This is a genomic window from Pseudomonas sp. Sample_23, from assembly GCF_004307595.1.
Taxonomy (GTDB): domain Bacteria; phylum Pseudomonadota; class Gammaproteobacteria; order Pseudomonadales; family Pseudomonadaceae; genus Aquipseudomonas; species Aquipseudomonas atacamensis.
This window is the reverse complement of sequence record NZ_RCNX01000033.1, coordinates 125,460-141,931: the sequence shown is the minus strand read 5'-3', so window position 1 is coordinate 141,931 and position 16,472 is coordinate 125,460. Positions and strand designations below refer to the sequence as shown.

18 protein-coding genes and 2 pseudogenes are annotated in these 16,472 nt (G+C 61.6%); 10 read left to right on the top strand and 10 right to left on the bottom strand.

What is annotated here, in order from left to right:
• Nucleotides 1–6 precede the first annotated feature (6 nt).
• The 4 genes and pseudogenes from D8U82_RS28405 to D8U82_RS28400 form a co-directional block, all read right to left on the bottom strand.
• Nucleotides 7–753, bottom strand: a pseudogene (locus D8U82_RS28405) (uroporphyrinogen-III synthase); the annotation flags it as partial.
• Nucleotides 750–1,691 carry a hydroxymethylbilane synthase gene (hemC, locus tag D8U82_RS07450; RefSeq protein ID WP_125925382.1) on the bottom strand — a complete coding sequence of 314 codons (942 nt, stop codon included), beginning with the start codon at nt 1,689–1,691 and terminating at the stop codon, nt 750–752. The pseudogene D8U82_RS28405 and the gene hemC, both read right to left, overlap by 4 nt.
• 137 nt (nt 1,692–1,828) lie before the next feature.
• Nucleotides 1,829–2,575, bottom strand: a complete 747-nt coding sequence (locus D8U82_RS07445; protein ID WP_130889075.1) for a LytTR family DNA-binding domain-containing protein — start codon at nt 2,573–2,575, stop codon at nt 1,829–1,831.
• A pseudogene (locus D8U82_RS28400) lies at nt 2,572–2,733 on the bottom strand (sensor histidine kinase); the annotation flags it as partial. The gene D8U82_RS07445 and the pseudogene D8U82_RS28400, both read right to left, overlap by 4 nt.
• Before the next feature lie 311 nt (nt 2,734–3,044).
• Here D8U82_RS28400 and argH point away from each other — a divergent pair.
• On the top strand, nt 3,045–4,439 hold the full coding sequence (gene argH, locus D8U82_RS07435; RefSeq protein WP_130901957.1) for an argininosuccinate lyase: 1,395 nt from the start codon (nt 3,045–3,047) through the stop codon (nt 4,437–4,439).
• A gap of 128 nt (nt 4,440–4,567) precedes the next feature.
• Here the strand turns inward: argH and D8U82_RS07430 are convergent, their stop codons facing one another.
• Nucleotides 4,568–5,227, bottom strand: coding sequence for a glutathione S-transferase (locus D8U82_RS07430; RefSeq protein ID WP_130901956.1), 660 nt, complete (start codon nt 5,225–5,227; stop codon nt 4,568–4,570).
• A 123-nt stretch (nt 5,228–5,350) separates the two neighbouring features.
• On the opposite strand from D8U82_RS07430, the gene D8U82_RS07425 reads away from it, so the two are divergent.
• From D8U82_RS07425 to D8U82_RS07415, 3 genes are all read left to right on the top strand, one after another.
• Nucleotides 5,351–5,641: a hypothetical protein gene (locus D8U82_RS07425; RefSeq protein ID WP_122698690.1), complete on the top strand. Its 291-nt coding sequence runs from the start codon at nt 5,351–5,353 to the stop codon at nt 5,639–5,641.
• A gap of 196 nt (nt 5,642–5,837) precedes the next feature.
• On the top strand, nt 5,838–6,083 hold the full coding sequence (locus tag D8U82_RS07420; RefSeq protein WP_007951883.1) for a TIGR02647 family protein: 246 nt from the start codon (nt 5,838–5,840) through the stop codon (nt 6,081–6,083).
• A 181-nt stretch (nt 6,084–6,264) separates the two neighbouring features.
• On the top strand, nt 6,265–9,108 hold the full coding sequence (locus tag D8U82_RS07415) for a class I adenylate cyclase (protein WP_130901955.1): 2,844 nt from the start codon (nt 6,265–6,267) through the stop codon (nt 9,106–9,108).
• Nucleotides 9,109–9,117: 9 nt separating this feature from the next.
• Here D8U82_RS07415 and rnk read toward each other — a convergent pair whose 3' ends face one another.
• The 3 genes from rnk to cyaY all read right to left on the bottom strand — a co-directional run bounded on the left by rnk (nt 9,118) and on the right by cyaY (nt 10,351).
• Nucleotides 9,118–9,537 carry a nucleoside diphosphate kinase regulator gene (gene rnk, locus D8U82_RS07410; protein WP_110644490.1) on the bottom strand — a complete coding sequence of 140 codons (420 nt, stop codon included), beginning with the start codon at nt 9,535–9,537 and terminating at the stop codon, nt 9,118–9,120.
• 259 nt (nt 9,538–9,796) lie between these two features.
• A complete protein-coding gene (locus D8U82_RS07405; protein ID WP_122612293.1) occupies nt 9,797–10,015 on the bottom strand; it encodes a DUF1289 domain-containing protein in 219 nt (72 codons plus the stop codon).
• Between the two features lie 3 nt (nt 10,016–10,018).
• Nucleotides 10,019–10,351 carry an iron donor protein CyaY gene (gene cyaY, locus D8U82_RS07400; RefSeq protein WP_041476930.1) on the bottom strand — a complete coding sequence of 111 codons (333 nt, stop codon included), beginning with the start codon at nt 10,349–10,351 and terminating at the stop codon, nt 10,019–10,021.
• A 325-nt stretch (nt 10,352–10,676) separates the two neighbouring features.
• On the opposite strand from cyaY, the gene D8U82_RS07395 reads away from it, so the two are divergent.
• The 6 genes from D8U82_RS07395 to D8U82_RS07370 are packed head-to-tail and all read left to right on the top strand — an operon-like array spanning nt 10,677 to nt 15,283.
• The gene (locus D8U82_RS07395) at nt 10,677–10,847 is read left to right on the top strand and encodes a lipoprotein (protein ID WP_016772589.1); all 171 of its coding nucleotides are present in this window, start codon (nt 10,677–10,679) and stop codon (nt 10,845–10,847) included.
• A 9-nt stretch (nt 10,848–10,856) separates the two neighbouring features.
• Complete coding sequence (gene lysA / locus D8U82_RS07390) at nt 10,857–12,104, top strand: diaminopimelate decarboxylase (protein ID WP_130889073.1); 1,248 nt, start codon at nt 10,857–10,859, stop codon at nt 12,102–12,104.
• Nucleotides 12,105–12,107: 3 nt separating this feature from the next.
• Complete coding sequence (gene dapF / locus D8U82_RS07385; RefSeq protein ID WP_016772587.1) at nt 12,108–12,938, top strand: diaminopimelate epimerase; 831 nt, start codon at nt 12,108–12,110, stop codon at nt 12,936–12,938.
• Nucleotides 12,939–12,951: 13 nt separating this feature from the next.
• A complete protein-coding gene (locus tag D8U82_RS07380) occupies nt 12,952–13,677 on the top strand; it encodes a DUF484 family protein (RefSeq protein ID WP_024014772.1) in 726 nt (241 codons plus the stop codon).
• A gap of 2 nt (nt 13,678–13,679) precedes the next feature.
• Nucleotides 13,680–14,579 carry a tyrosine recombinase XerC gene (gene xerC, locus D8U82_RS07375; RefSeq protein ID WP_024014773.1) on the top strand — a complete coding sequence of 300 codons (900 nt, stop codon included), beginning with the start codon at nt 13,680–13,682 and terminating at the stop codon, nt 14,577–14,579.
• Nucleotides 14,576–15,283: an HAD family hydrolase gene (locus D8U82_RS07370; protein ID WP_122698695.1), complete on the top strand. Its 708-nt coding sequence runs from the start codon at nt 14,576–14,578 to the stop codon at nt 15,281–15,283. The genes xerC and D8U82_RS07370 overlap by 4 nt, the downstream gene beginning before the upstream one ends.
• Before the next feature lie 189 nt (nt 15,284–15,472).
• On the opposite strand, the gene sutA is transcribed toward D8U82_RS07370, so the two are convergent.
• On the bottom strand, nt 15,473–15,799 hold the full coding sequence (gene sutA / locus D8U82_RS07360) for a transcriptional regulator SutA (RefSeq protein ID WP_016772583.1): 327 nt from the start codon (nt 15,797–15,799) through the stop codon (nt 15,473–15,475).
• A 101-nt stretch (nt 15,800–15,900) separates the two neighbouring features.
• Nucleotides 15,901–16,326, bottom strand: coding sequence for a secondary thiamine-phosphate synthase enzyme YjbQ (locus D8U82_RS07355; RefSeq protein WP_016772582.1), 426 nt, complete (start codon nt 16,324–16,326; stop codon nt 15,901–15,903).
• Nucleotides 16,327–16,472 lie beyond the last annotated feature (146 nt).

Sequence of the window (16,472 nt, the reverse complement as noted above, 5' to 3'; positions counted from 1 at the left end):
GGGACATTCCCGTAACGCCGTCAGCAAAGCCGCGGCACTTGCGCCGCGGCAATCCACAACTGTTTGAGCCCCGGCGGCACGTGCCAGCTCGGCGACCCTCGGGCTTGGAACAAACAACGGCAACTGCGCGATCTTCGGCCAGGCATCGCCGGCCATCTGCCGCAGGTGCTCGAAACCCTGTCCACTGCTGACCACCAGCCCGTTCAAGCGTTCCGCTTCGATCCGCCGTGGCAGCTCGTTTGGCGGGTAGGCTGGCAGGTCGCGGCGATACAACTCCAGATACTCGACACTAGCACCAAGCGCGCGCAGGCGCTCGGCGAGCAGTTCACGACCGCCCTCGCCGCGCAGGATCATCACCTGCGCGCCGGACTGGTCGAGCGCCTCGCGCAGACGCGGCAATTGCAGCAGGGCTTCACTGTCATCGCCGTCAGCCGGGAAGCTGACATCGAGACCATGCTCGCGAAGAATGCCTGCGGTCGCCGCGCCGACGCTGAACCACGGCATGCTCAATGGCGCCGTGCCTTGGGACTTGAGCAGATCCACCGCAATCCGCGCCGCCGGTTTGCTGACCACAATCACCGCGCTGCAAGCGGGCAATCGCGAAATCGCCTGGCGAATAGTGTCAGAGAGCGGCAGCGGAACAATGTCCAGAAGCGGCAGGCAACTGCTGAAAATCCCGTGCCCGGCCAACTGTTCGGCCAGCGCCGCGCAGTCGTCTGCCGGGCGCGTCAGCAGCAGGCGCCAGGCCGTCACTCGTGCCCCGCCTCGCCGTACACCGCTTTGAGAATGTCGTCGGCGCCTTGCTTGAGCAGGTCTTCAGCGACCTGCACACCCAAGGTTTCCGCGTCGGCACGCGGCGCCCGGGCTTCGGCGCTGAGCAGCTTGCCACCACTCGGCTCGCCGACCAGACCGCGCAACCACAACTGCTCGCCTTCAAGCACGGCGTAGCAGGCGATCGGCACTTGGCAGCCGCCGTTCAAATGTTTGTTGAGGGCGCGTTCGGCGGTCACCCGCGAAGCGGTATCGGCGTGATGCAAAGGCGCGAGCAAGGCGTGGATTTCTTGGTCGGCGCTGCGGCATTCGATGCCGACCGCGCCCTGGCCACCGGCCGGCAGGCTGTCATCGACACTGATCGCCGATGTGATGCGTTCTTCGAAACCCAGGCGGATCAGACCGGCCGCGGCGAGGATGATCGCGTCGTACTCGCCGGCGTCGAGCTTGGCCAGACGGGTGTTGACGTTGCCGCGCAGGAAACGGATCTGCAGATCGGGACGCCGCGCCAGCAATTGCGTCTGCCGACGCAGGCTCGAAGTGCCGACGATGGCCCCGGCAGGCAGCGCTTCAAGACTGGCGTAGGTGTTGGAGACGAATGCATCGCGCGGGTCTTCACGCTCACAGATGCAGAACAGACCCAGGCCTTGCGGGAAGTCCATCGGCACGTCTTTCATCGAATGCACGGCGATATCGGCCTGGTTTTCCAGCAGCGCGGTTTCCAGTTCCTTGACGAACAGGCCCTTGCCGCCGATCTTCGACAGTGGCGAGTCGAGCAGCTTGTCACCGCGACTGACCATGGGCACCAGCGTCACCAGCAGGCCCGGGTGGGCCGCCTCGAGACGGGCTTTGACGTATTCGGCCTGCCAGAGGGCCAGCGCACTTTTACGGGTGGCGATGCGGATTTCGCGAGGGGACATGGAACAATCCGTACTGAATAGATACGGCGGATAATAACAGCTCAGTCAATTTCGCTTTGACCTGAATCAGAACCGGCGCGGCCTCCCTGGCCTGCCATGCCGGATAAAAGAACTCGAAAAGGCCGGTGAGGACCGGGTCAAAGCCCCTGCATCATCTTGCGCACACCGGCAACGTGCCGCCGGCTGACAATCAGTGCATCGCCATTGAGGCCTTTGAGGAACAACTGGAAATGTCCCAATGGCGTGCGTTGCAATCGCTCGATGCGATCACGAGCGACCAGCGCATTGCGGTGGATACGCACAAAGCGTTCGCCAAATTCGTCTTCAAGGGCTTTGAGGGGTTCGTCGAGCAGCACCTCGCCGGCTTCGTGACGCAGGGTCACGTACTTGTGGTCGGCGATGAAGTAGACCACCTGATCCAGCGGAATCAGCTCGATGCCTTTACGGGTCCGTGCGCTGATGTGGCTGCGTGGGCCGTTGCCACTTTCGGCAGCGGGACGGGTCAGGGCCGAGAGTTGCGCCCGGCTGGGACGTTCAGCCCGCTTCAGGGCTTCATTCAAGTGTTCGGTTCGCACAGGTTTCACCACATAGCCCACGGCGCTGGCCTGCAGGGCTTCCACGGCAAATTCATCGGGACTGGTGCAAAACACCACGGCCGGCGGCGTCTCTCGTTCGCACAGTCGGGCAGCAACCTGCAGGCCATCGAGGCCCGGCATGCGGATATCGAGCAGCACGATATCCGGCTTGTGGCTGTCGATCAGCGCTAACGCCTCCTCGCCATTCGTGGCACTGGGCTCCAGGACTGTGTAACCCTCGAGCTCGCTCACCATACGGCTTAGGCGCTCGCGAGCCAGGGGTTCGTCATCAACGATCAGGACATTCATATTGCGCTGGATTCCTGCGTGAGTCTCGCACAAGGATAGCGTAGACAGGTGTAGTGACCTCCGTCACCGCGATCCACGCTAAGACTAGCCCGAGCGCCAAAAAGTGCCGTACGTCGGCCAGCAATATTTGCCAGCGTCCGGGTCGTACCGCTCGGAGCCCAGTGTTTCCTGCGTTTCTCACGGTGGGTGACCGTTGTACAACTCACCCGCCCCCTCTTCTTATAGCCAGTGGCCGGACCTTTGCATGATCCGCATTCGCACCGACCCTTATGTCCACTGTAGACGTTCGTCGGAACGATATTGCTCAATCAAAAAATATCCTTTTGTAAATTCCTTGCAGACCGCGCCGGACACGCCTGACACATCCGCGAAAAAACGTATCGACCGGTGTCAGCGACAGGATTGGCAACCCTGTTATTATCCGCGCCAGCGTTTCACGCCATTTCTTCAAGCCGATACGAGCGAATTCATGAGCACTGACAAGACCAATCAGTCCTGGGGCGGCCGCTTCAGTGAACCCGTCGACGCCTTCGTCGCCCGCTTCACCGCCTCCGTCACTTTCGACCAGCGCCTGTATCGCCACGACATCATGGGCTCGATCGCCCACGCCACCATGCTGGCCAAGGTCGGCGTGCTGACCGATGCCGAGCGCGACAGCATCATCGATGGCCTGAAGACCATTCAGGGCGAAATCGAGGCCGGCCAGTTCGACTGGCGCGTCGACCTCGAAGACGTGCACATGAACATCGAAGCACGCCTGACCGACCGCATCGGCGTCACCGGTAAAAAGCTCCACACCGGGCGCAGCCGCAACGACCAGGTCGCCACCGATATCCGCCTGTGGCTGCGCGATGAAATCGACCTGATCCTCGCCGAGATCACCCGCCTGCAAAAAGGCCTGCTGGAGCAGGCCGAGCGTGAGGCCGCGAGCATCATGCCGGGCTTCACCCACTTGCAGACCGCGCAGCCTGTGACCTTCGGGCACCACATGCTGGCCTGGTTCGAAATGCTCAGCCGCGACTACGAGCGTCTGGTCGACTGCCGCAAGCGCACTAACCGCATGCCGCTGGGCAGCGCCGCGCTGGCCGGCACGACCTACCCGATCGACCGCGAATACACCGCGCAACTGCTCGGCTTCGACGCCGTCGGCGGCAACTCGCTGGACAACGTTTCCGATCGCGACTTCGCCATCGAATTCTGCTCGGCCGCGAGCATCGCGATGATGCACCTGTCGCGTTTCTCCGAAGAGCTGGTGCTGTGGACCAGCGCGCAGTTCCAGTTCATCGATCTACCAGACCGGTTCTGCACCGGCAGCTCGATCATGCCGCAAAAGAAAAACCCCGACGTGCCCGAACTGGTGCGCGGCAAGACCGGCCGTGTGTTCGGCGCGCTGATGGGCCTGCTGACCCTGATGAAAGGCCAGCCACTGGCCTACAACAAGGACAACCAGGAAGACAAGGAACCGCTGTTCGACGCCGCCGACACCCTGCGCGATTCGCTGCGCGCGTTTGCCGACATGATCCCGGCGATCAAGCCGAAACACGCGATCATGCGTGAAGCGGCACTGCGCGGTTTCTCCACCGCGACTGACCTGGCGGATTACCTGGTGCGCCGTGGCCTGCCGTTCCGCGACTGCCATGAAATCGTTGGCCACGCGGTGAAATACGGCGTCGACACGGGTAAGGATCTGGCCGAGATGAGCCTGGAAGAACTGCGTCAGTTCAGCGATCAGATCGAGCAGGACGTGTTTGCCGTGCTGACCCTCGAAGGCTCGGTGAATGCCCGCGACCATATCGGCGGGACTGCGCCGGCGCAGGTCAGGGCTGCGGTGGCGCGCGGTCAGGCCCTAATCGCCAGCCGCTAAAAGCCAAGAGCTTCGCGAGCAGGCTCGCTCCCACAGGGATTCTGGATGTTCACAAAATTTGTGTTCACCACCGGCTCAATGTGGGAGCGAGCCTGCTCGCGAAGGCATCCTTCAGAGCGCTACAAAATTCACTTCTTGGCAGCAATCATCGCCAAAAACGCCGGCATCGCCGCGTCCTTGTCCGCCGCGATCTTCTGCACATGCGGATTTTGCTCAAGCCGCTCCAGCAGCGCTTTCGCCTGCGGCATCTCGGCCAGCAGATCAATCCCGAACAGCTTCTGCCCGACCGCACAGGCCAGCGGCACGCTGTAGAGGAAATACAAATCGGCAATGCTCAGGCTGTCACCCGCCACGTACGGGGCGAACTTGCCATGACGGCCCAGCGCGGCGAAGCCCAGCAGCAGCTCGGTCCGGGTCTTCTCTTTGATCGGCTCCGGCAATGTCATACCGAAAAACGCCTCGCCATAGCAGGCACGTCCCGGCAACTCGATGTACAACTCGATCTCCTTGGCAATTGCCAATACCTGCGCGCGCTCGAACGGGTCGCTGGGCAGGAGCGGCGTGCCCTTTTGTGCTTGTTCGAGGTATTCGAGGATGATCGCGGTTTCGTTGATATAACCGGCGTCGACACCCAGCACCGGGACCTTGCCACGCGGACTGATGGCCAGTGACTCCGGGGTCTGCGTCGGGTAGTAGGTCACCTCTTCGAAGGGCAGGCCTTTTTCCAGCAGCGCCAGTTTGACCATGTTGTAGTAGTTGCTGACAGCAAATCCGTAGAGCTTGAACATCACAGAGCCTCCAGGCCGTGCGGGGTGGGCAGTGCCTGTTTATAGATCGCCGCGGCGTTTCCCGCCAGCAGCATCACGCCGCTGAATGCGGGTAAACTGGCGCCTTTCCCTGAGGAGCCTGCCATGAGCGAGCCGACAGATATCGTCAACGATGACGACGAAGAAGCATTCACCGAAGCGACGCTGATCGAAGCCATCGAGAACCAGATTGAAAGCGACAACCCGCCGGCGGCCAAGGCGACGTTGAACAAGCTGACTTTGGTCGGCATGGACCGTGAGGAGATCCTCAATCTGATGGCCCACGTGCTGGCTTTTGAAATTGACGCGATGCTCGATGAAGATCGCCCGTTCGACACCCAGTGGTACGAAGCGGCACTGCGCGCTTTGCCAGAGCTGCCACCGGAAAAGCAGTAACCACATTGCTCCTGTGGGAGCGAGCAGGCTCGCTCCCACAAGGTTTGTTACGCATCCATCCAGCCATCTGCTGCCGCCCGACTACACTGGAATTCGCCTCAAGACAAAATCCCCTGATCCGAGCACTGGACATGCTGCACCAGCGGGTTCACCTTAGAGGCGCTGTCGTCCAATTCCTAGAAAGTCTGGAGTCCTTATGTCGCTTACCCCTGAGTTGGTTGCCGAACTGGAAGTCCTTGCACTCTTCAACCTGGACAGTTCCCAGGAAGGTCTGAAAATTCACCAGACCGCTGCCCCGAAACATATCGCTGCCGCCCAGCGCCTCTTTGAAAAAGAACTCACCGACCAGCCCGATGGCGGTTATCTGACCAGCCTCGGTCGCGATGCCGCGCAAAACGTGCAGACCGTACTGACGATTTTGAAAGAACAGCAAACCGCCTGATTTCTCTGACTTTGCCCACGGGAACTCCTGCCACGGGATTTCCGCGGGCCCGCCCGCTCGCTGTCGATAAAAAACTGACGTCAAAAAACAAATTCAGCTTAAACGTCCTGCCGCGCAGCGGCTAAACTGCGGCCATTCCGAGACCCTCTACGTCCGAGCCTGCAAGCCGGTTTGAGCTGACATGACCCGCACCCACGAAATCCGCCCCGACCTGGACGAAGGCATCGACCGCAAGGTACTCAGCCAACTGCGCGCACGTTTTCTCAAACTCAATGAAGGCCGCCTCGGCCGCGCTCTCGAAGGCTTGTCGACGCGCCAGCAAAGCGTGTTGACGCTGTTGCCGCTGTTCTTTCACGTCAATCATCCGTTGCTGCCCGGCTATGTCTCGGGCAGTACGCCGGCGGGGCTTTCGAATTATGAGCCGGACGCCAATGCGCTGACCGAGGCGCAGCGCCTGACTCGCTCGTTCTCTTACAGGCCGCGCCACGGCAGCAACCCGCCGCGACCGATCCACGGCCTGTTCCTGATGGGCAGCCTCGGCACGCTGGCCCAGGCCGATCAGAGCGATATGGACGTGTGGGTCTGCCATGGGCCGGATCTGAGCGAAAGCGAGCTCGCCGAGCTGAGCAAGAAGTGCCAATTGCTGGAAGCCTGGGCTGCGAGCCAGGGTGCCGAAGCGCATTTCTTCCTGATCGACCCGGCGCGCTTCGTCAAAGGCGAACGCGATTCAAGGCTCAGTTCGGACAACTGCGGCAGCACCCAGCACTATCTGCTGCTCGACGAGTTTTATCGCACGGCGATCTGGCTGGCCGGGCGCACGCCGATCTGGTGGTTGGTGCCGGTCTATGAAGAAACAGCCTACGACGCCTACACCTACACCCTGCTGTCCAAACGCTTCATTCGCGCCGACGAAACCCTGGATCTCGGGCCGATGGCGACCATTCCGCCCGGGGAATTCATCGGCGCCGGATTGTGGCAGTTGTTCAAAGGCATCGAATCGCCCTACAAGTCAGTGCTCAAACTGCTGCTGACCGAGGTGTACGCCAGCGAACATCCGCACGTGCAGTGCCTGAGCCTGCGCTTCAAGAAAGCCGTGTTCGCCAATCAGCTCGATCTCGATGAGCTGGACCCGTACATGGTGGTGTACCGGCGTATCGAGGAATACCTGCTCGCCCGGAACGAGCCGGAACGTCTTGAGCTGGTGCGCCGCGCGCTGTATCTGAAGGTCAACCGCAAGCTCACCGGCAACAGCCGCAGCCAGGGCTGGCAACGCACACTGCTCGAACGCCTGGCTGGCGAGTGGCACTGGGATCAACGGCAACTGGCGCTGCTCGACAGCCGCAGTCAGTGGAAAGTCCGCCAGGTCAGCGCCGAGCGCCGCGCGCTGGTCAATGAACTCAATTACAGCTATCGCTTCCTGACCCAGTTCGCCCGCAGCGAACAGACTGTCAGCCTGATCAACAAGCGCGACCTCAATGTCCTCGGCCGGCGCCTGTACGCAGCGTTCGAGCGCAAGGCCGACAAGGTCGAGTTCATCAATCCGGGCATTGCCCCGGATCTGGCCGAAGACACCCTGACCCTGGTGCAGTCGCCGAACAAAAAGGAGCCGGGGCAGACCCAGTGGGGCCTGTACAACGGCAGCCTGACGGCACTGGAGTGGGAACACTTCGCACCGATCAAGCGCAGTCGCGAGCTGCTTGAACTGCTGACCTGGTGCCACCGCAACGGCGTGATCGACAGCAGCACCCGCCTGGCCCTGCATCCGGGCACCAGCGACTTGAGCGAGTTCGAGCTGTTCAACCTGCTTGGCAGCCTGCAGCAGTGCATCGCCCTGCCCTTGCCCACCGTGGCCGAAGAGGCGTTGCTGCGCGCCGCCGTGCCCAGCGAAGTGCTGCTGCTGATCAACGTCGGCGTCGACCCGCTCAAGCATCACCGTGATCTGAACATCCTGATGACCACCGAACGCACCGACTCGCTGAGCTATGCCGGTGTGCGCGAGAACCTGGTGCTGACCCTCGATCAGGTCACGCTCAACAGCTGGAACGAAGTGCTGGTCAATCGTTTCGACGGCCAGCATGCGCTGCTCGACTGCCTGCGCGATTACCTCAACAACCTGCCGCGCGGCCCTGTGCAGCCGTCGCTGAAAGTGCGCTGCTTCTGCCACAACCGCGCGCAATTCATTGCCCGCCGCGTCGAGGAAATCGTCGACACCGCGCAGACCCTGTTGCTCAGCGAGTTGAATCACCGCTACCTGATTCAGGTGCAGCAGCACTATCACGTGCTGGAGCTGGTGCCGGGTCAGGTCAACCATGTCGCCCTCGCCACTCTGCCGGCACTGCTCGATTATCTGGGCAAAGAACAACCGCGCTACAGCCCGCTGCACCTCGACCCGATGGCGCTGGAGGACCATGACCTCGCGCTGATCCTGCCGATGGGTCAGCCGGAGTGCATTCAGGTGTTCTACCGCATCAGCGAACAGCAGGCCGAGCTGTACGTGCTGGATGAATTCAATGCGCTGTGGCAGCAGCAACTGCCGTACCACGACGAGCAGAGTCTGCTGGTACCGCTGCAGCGTTTTCTGCAATCGATCCAGTACCGCCGTGAAGCGCAATTGCCGATGGACGGTGGCCCTGCAGGCAGCCCCGAGACTTTGTATTACCAGCTGTTGCCGTCAGGCCCGGGGCGCTCGCGCAGGGTCGAAACCCGGCCGGCACCGCAGACCCCGGTGAACAAACCGTTCTATGACGTACAGGCGATCATCGGTAAAGCCGCGCCCGGCGAAGTGCAGGTCACCCTGTATTGCAATCAGCGCGAATTCAGCGAGCTGGAGCATGGCGACCAGTTGTTCAGCGTGGTCGCCCGAGAGATCGTCGAGCAGCGCCGCGAGACCGAACGCTATCGCTGCTACATCACCGACCTCGACCTGTCGGGGCTGCTCGGTGACGGGCACAGTTCAAGCAATCTGTATCTGCGCTACAAGGCAGACCTGGAGCGCTCGTTGAATGAAGCGCTCGAACAGGTTTGAAGCGGGAATTTATTCGGGAAAGGCGCCGCCGTTGACCGGTTGCGATTCCACTTCCAGCAAGGTCAGTTTCAGCGACTTGCCACCCGGGGCCGGCCAATCGATGTGCTGACCGACCTTCAGACCCAGCAGCGCACTGCCGACCGGCGCCAGAATGGAAATCTTGCCTTCATCGGCGTTGGCGTCCTTGGGATAGACCAGCGTCAGGTGGTAATCCTTGCCGCTGCCTTCTTCGCGGCAATGCACGCGGGAATTCATGGTCACGACATCGGCGGGCACTTCATCGTGGCCGACCACGGTATCGGCGCGGTCCAGCTCGGTTTGCAGCGCAATCACGCCCGGCGCTGCCTGGTCTTTATCGATCAGGTTGTCGATCAGGCGCTGCAGACGTTGCACGTCCAGACGGGTAAGGGTGATGGAAGGTGCGGTCATGATCCAGGCAGACTCCTTTCTTCTGCACAAAAAAAGCAAAACCCCGCCAAAAAAGACGGGGTTTTCACCGTGCCTCGGTGGTTTGAGGCGTTCGCGGACACTATCACAGCTCAAAAAATATACAAGTCACGCCCTTTTTTGCCTGGGTGAAACCCTTGTGGCGAGGGGATTTATCCCCGTTCGGCTGCGCAGCAGCCGTATAGATTTTGGGGCCGCTACGCGACCCAACGGGGATAAATCCCCTCGCCACAATGGGGTATCAAACAGAATTTTGGCGGGCAGCAGCCTGCTGGCAAATCACCCGGCGCCGTTGATCATCGGCCGAGCGCCATTCGCGAATATCTTCAACGTGGCGCGCGCAGCCGAGACAGACTTTCTGTTCGTCCAATCGGCATACGCCCGTGCACGGCGAAGGCACCGCCGGGCTGACGTTGCTGTAGAGCGGTTTCGGCGGGCGAACAGGCGCGGTATCCGTCACAAATCACAGACCTTCGAAATCGAATTCGGCGCCAGCCTGCTGCTTGACGAGGCGCTGAAGCATTTCGCCCAATTGCTCTTCGCTCTTGTCGCACATCCAGCGCTCGCTTTCTTCGTCATAATCGAAGTGGAAACCACCGGACACGGCCGCCAGCCACAGCTGACGCAATGGCTCCTGGCGGCTGAAGATCAGCTGCGAGCCGTTTTCGAACTTGACGGTCAAGACACCTGCCGAGCTTTCCAGATCGATGTCCAGATCGCTTTCGTCAAATATGTCTTCCAGTTTTTCCTGGGTTTCATCGACCAGATCGTGGAAACGGGCTTCGGACAAACTCATTGCGGCAACCTCAAAAATGTCTGATCAGGCTCAAGCGCCGAAAGATACGGACGCTGCCGGCCGATTGCAAAGATTAACGACCAAGCACCTGTCGGCCCATCCAACACCGCCCCCGTGGGAGCGAGCTTGCTCGCGAAAGCGGTGTGTCAGGCAACAAACATATCGAATGTGACGACCTCTTCGCGAGCAAGCTCGCTCCCACAGGTATTGCAGGTATCCATCCGGTATCCAGCAAGCCCCGCCGGACGGGAACCCCCTCGCATAGGCAAGCTGCCGGGTGGCCGGTATACTCCGGCGCAATTAACGCATTTTCAAGGATTTCGCCATGAAGCGCCTGATCTCTTCCCTTGCTGCGCTCGTCGCGGTTGCCTGCCTGGTTTCGGCCTGTGGTCAAAAAGGCCCGTTGTACCTGCCCGATGACGACCAGGACCCGGCCGAACAAGCCCAGTCTTCGCAGAAGCAGCCATCCAAGGCTCACAAGCACGACGTTTACTAAGGGATCGCCATGGACGCTTTTAACTACCGTGGCGGGGAGCTGTTCGCGGAAGGTGTGCCGCTGTCCGCCATCGCCGACCGCTTCGGCACGCCCACCTATGTCTACTCGCGCGCCCACATCGAAGCGCAGTATCTGGCCTACGCCGATGCGCTGGCCGGCATGCCGCATCTGGTCTGCTTCGCGGTCAAAGCCAACTCCAACCTCGGTGTACTGAATGTCCTGGCCCGTCTCGGCGCCGGTTTCGACATCGTTTCCCGTGGCGAGCTGGAACGTGTACTGGCCGCTGGTGGCAGCGCCGACAAGATCGTTTTCTCCGGCGTCGGCAAGACCCGTGACGACATGCGCCGCGCCCTCGAAGTCGGCGTGCACTGCTTCAACGTCGAATCCACCGACGAGCTCGAGCGCCTGCAAGTGGTCGCCGCCGAGCTGGGTGTTCGCGCCCCGGTTTCGCTGCGCGTGAACCCGGACGTCGATGCCGGCACCCATCCGTACATTTCCACCGGTCTGAAAGAGAACAAGTTCGGCATCGCCATTGCCGATGCCGAAGACGTGTACGTGCGCGCCGCGCATCTGCCGAACCTGGAAGTGGTCGGTGTCGACTGCCACATCGGTTCGCAACTGACCACCCTGCCGCCGTTCATCGATGCACTGGATCGCTTGCTCGATCTGGTCGACCGCTTGGGCGATTGCGGCATTCACCTGCGCCACATCGATCTTGGTGGTGGCCTGGGCGTGCGTTATCGCGATGAGGAGCCGCCGCTGGCTGCCGACTACATCAAAGCCGTGCGCGAGCGTCTCGACGGGCGTGATCTGGCGCTGGTGTTCGAACCGGGTCGCTTCATCGTTGCCAATGGCGGCGTGCTGCTGACCCAGGTCGAGTACCTCAAGCACACCGAGCACAAGGATTTCGCCATCGTCGACGCGGCGATGAACGACCTGATCCGTCCGGCGCTGTATCAGGCGTGGATGGACGTCACCGCGGTGAAACCGCGCGACAGCGCTGCACGCAAGTACGACATCGTCGGCCCGATCTGCGAAACCGGCGACTTCCTCGCCAAGGACCGCGAGCTGGCGCTGGAAGAGGGCGACTTGCTGGCAGTGCATTCGGCCGGTGCCTACGGTTTCGTCATGAGCTCCAACTACAACACCCGTGGCCGTGCCGCTGAGGTGTTGGTTGATGGTGATCAGGTTTTTGAAGTGCGTCGCCGCGAAACCGTGGCCGAGCTGTTTGCCGGCGAAAGCCTGCTGCCGGAGTAACCCATGCTGCTGCGTTTTACCAAAATGCACGGCCTGGGCAACGACTTCATGGTCCTCGACCTGGTCAGCCAGCACGCGCACATTCAGCCCAAACACGCCAAGCAATGGGGCGACCGCCACACCGGGATCGGTTTCGACCAGTTGCTGATCGTCGAAGCGCCGAGCAACCCGGATGTGGATTTCCGCTACCGGATCTTCAACTCCGACGGTTCGGAAGTGGAGCAGTGCGGCAACGGTGCGCGCTGCTTCGCCCGCTTCGTGCTCGACAAGCGTCTGACCGCCAAACGGCAGATCCGCGTCGAGACCAAGGGCGGCATCATCGAACTGGACGTGCGTAACGACGGCCAGATCGGCGTGAACATGGGCGCGCCGCGGCTGGTGCCGGCGGACATTCCATTCCAGGCGCCAGCGCAGGCCAGCAGCTATTCGCTGGACGTCGATGGCACCACGGTCGAACTGGCCGCCGTGTCGATGGGCAATCCCCATGCGGTCATTCGCGTGGACGACATCAACAGCGCACCGGTGCATGAACTGGGGCCGAAGATCGAGCACCATCCGCGCTTTCCGGCGCGGGTCAATGTCGGCTTCCTTCAGGTCATCGACCGCCATCGCGCGCAACTGCGTGTTTGGGAACGCGGCGCCGGGGAAACCCAGGCCTGCGGCACCGGCGCCTGTGCGGCGGCGGTGGCAGCCATCAGTCAGGGGTGGATGGATTCGCCGCTGTTGATCGACCTGCCCGGCGGGCGTCTGTCCATCGAGTGGGCCGGCCCGGGCGAACCGGTGTTGATGACCGGTCCGGCAGTGCGTGTATACGAAGGACAAGTGCGTCTTTGAGCGAGCAGAAATCATGACCGACAAGCCACAGGTACCCGCCCGACCAGTCGACGAATCAGCGTCAGAGAGCCTTGAGGCGGCCGCGGTTGCCGCCTACCTGGAGGCTCATCCGGACTTCTTCGTCGAGCACGAAGAGCTGCTGCCGTCGCTGCGCATTCCGCACCGACGTGGCGACACCGTGTCGCTGGTCGAGCGGCAGATGACCATCCTGCGCGACCGCAATATCGAGATGCGCCATCGCCTTTCGCATCTGATGGACGTGGCCCGCGACAACGATCGCCTGTTTGAAAAAACCCGCCGCCTGATCCTAGCGCTGATGGATGCATCGACCCTGGAAGACGTGGTCATCAGCGTTGAAGACAGCCTGCGTCAGGATTTCCAGGTGCCCTTCGTCAGCCTGATCCTGCTCGGCGACAACCCGGCCCCGGTCGGCCGCTGGGTAACCCACGCCGATGCGCAAACCGCGATTGGCGGCCTGCTCACCGAAGGCAAAAGCGTCAGCGGCAGCCTGCGTGAACATGAGCTGGACTTCCTCTTCGGCGAAGAACAGCGCCAGCAGATCGGCTCGACCGCCGTGGTTGCCGTCAGCCATCAGGGCATTCACGGCATCCTGGCCATCGCCAGCCGTGACCCGCAGCATTACAAGAGTTCGGTCGGCACCCTGTTCCTGAGCTACATCGCCGAGGTCATGGGCCGCGTGCTGCCACGGGTCAACAGCTCGCTGCGCTCGGTACGCTGACCATGGAACGACAACTGGACGCTTACTGCGAACATCTGCGCAGTGAGCGACAGGTGTCGCCGCACACCCTGTCGGCTTATCGCCGCGACCTCGATAAAGTCCTCGGCTGGTGCATCAAGCAGAACATCGGCAGTTGGGCCGCGCTGGACATCCAGCGTCTGCGCAGCCTGATCGCCCGGTTGCATGCGCAAGGCCAGTCCTCGCGCAGCCTCGCCCGCCTGCTCTCAGCGGTGCGCGGGCTCTATCACTACTTGAACCGCGAAGGCCTGTGCGACCACGACCCGGCCACCGGCCTGGCCCCGCCGAAAGGCGAACGGCGCCTGCCGAAAACCCTTGATACCGACCGCGCATTGCAGCTGCTTGAAGGTGCGGTCGAGGACGATTTTCTCGCCCGGCGCGATCAGGCGATTCTCGAGCTGTTCTATTCCTCTGGCCTGCGCCTGTCCGAGCTGACCGGGCTCAATCTCGATCAACTCGACCTCGCCGACGGCATGGTTCAGGTGCTCGGCAAGGGCAGCAAGACCCGGCTGTTGCCGGTTGGCACCAAGGCCCGCGAAGCCTTGGAACACTGGTTGCCGCTTAGAGCCATGACCAACCCGGCGGACGATGCGGTTTTTGTCAGCCAGCAAGGTCGGCGTCTCGGCCCCCGGGCGATTCAGGTGCGGGTCAAACTGGCTGGCGAGCGCGAGCTGGGGCAGAACCTGCATCCGCACATGCTGCGGCACTCGTTCGCGAGCCATTTGCTCGAGTCTTCACAGGATCTGCGCGCGGTGCAGGAATTGCTCGGTCACTCTGATATCAAAACCACGCAGATCTATACCCACCTCGACTTCCAGCATCTGGCGGCGGTCTACGACAGCGCCCATCCCCGGGCCAAACGCATGAAAGGCGATGATTCATGAGCATTCAGTTGATCACCTTCGACCTCGACGACACTCTGTGGGACACCGCGCCGGTGATCGCCAGCGCCGAAACCGTGTTGCGCGAATGGCTGAGCGAGCATGCGTCGAACCTGGGCGCGGTGCCGGTGGAGCATTTGTGGTCGATTCGCGAGCGAGTGCTGGCGGGCGAACCGGGCCTCAAACACCGCATCAGCGCGCTGCGCCGACGTGTGCTGTTCCATGCGCTGGAAGAAGCCGGGTATGCCCACGGCGAAGCGTCGGAGCTGGCTGACAAGGCTTTTGAAGTGTTCCTGCATGCGCGGCATCAGATCGAAGTGTTCCCGGAAGTCGAGCCGCTGCTGGAGCTGCTCGCCAATCACTATGCCCTCGGCGTGGTCACCAATGGCAATGCCGACGTGCGTCGGCTGGGGCTGGCGGATTACTTCAAGTTCGCCTTGTGCGCCGAAGACATCGGCATCGCCAAACCGGATGCGCGGCTGTTTCATGAAGCGTTGCAGCGCGGCGGTGTAAGCCCCGCAGCGGCGGTGCATGTCGGCGATCATCCTGGCGATGACATTGCCGGCGCTCAGCAGGCAGGCTTGCGCGCGGTGTGGTTCAACCCGACGGGCAAGGTCTGGGAAGCGGAGCGCTTGCCGGATGCGGAAATTCGCAGCCTCACTGAACTGCCAGCCGTCCTCTCCCGCTGGAATGCTTCCTCGAACTGATCTACAGCCCTGTGGGAGCGAGCCTGCTCGCGAATGCGGTGTGTCATCCAACATGTATGTCGGCTGACATGCCCTCTTCGCGAGCAGGCTCGCTCCCACAGGGGACTGCATTTGTTTTCAACGGATTTATTTCAGGCATGAAAAAGCCCGCAGCGACGGCGGGCTTTTTCAGCAAGCGAGCGACGCGCCTCAGATAGGGCGGCTGCCGTACTTGTTATCCGGCTTCTTGGGCGGATCGGCGACCACGTTGGCCTCCACTTCCTGCACCTTGCCGCCGCGCGCAAGGAATTCTTCCATGGCCTTGGCCAGGGCGTCACGCTCCTTGTTCTTGGCTTCGATGCTCGGCAACTCGTCGACCGATACCGCAGCCTTGGCTTTGCCTTTGGCAGCCGGGGCCGGCGTGTCGTCACCGCCATCATCTTCGGCAACGTCTTCCGCTGCCGCTTCCAGGCCTTCCTCGGCCTCGTCTTCGTCGCCTACTTCGAGGTCGTCGTTTTCCAGATCATCGTCGCTCATGTTCTACCTCATGACTTGCCAAAAGCAGATTAGTTATAGACCAGCTTTGGCGACTGTCGAAGCCGCCGTTGAAAAATCTTCTGCCGCTGCCCGGCAGCGGCTCATGCCTGTTCACCGTGCAAGGTGGCGAGGACTTTACGGGCACCGCCATGATCACGGTGCTCGCCCAGATAAATCCCTTGCCAGGTACCCAGGGCCAGCCGTCCAGCCGCAACCGGCAGACTGATCTGGCAACCCAGCACGCTGGCCTTGAAGTGCGCCGGGAGATCATCCGGGCCTTCGTCGTTGTGCTCGTAGCCGTCCGTTCCTTGTGGGATCAGACGATTGAAAAATCGTTCGAAGTCGCGACGAACTGCCGGATCGGCGTTCTCGTTGATGGTCAACGACGCCGACGTGTGCTGCAGCCACAAATGCAACAGACCGACCCGACAGGCCTTGAGTTCAGGCAAGCCTGCGAGCAACTCGTCCGTCACCAGATGAAAGCCCCGGGGCCTTGCCCGCAGGGTTATCAGAGTCTGTTGCCACATACAGTTCTCCGCTCGTTCGGGGCGCATTCTAGCGTGCTCTGAAAAAAAACAAAGGCCCTAATATTCCTGCAGCGATGTAAGCGATTGCCCGCAGAAAAAGCCTCGTCGTAAAGACGACCAAAGCCGTAAGAAAAATCCTTTCAGCC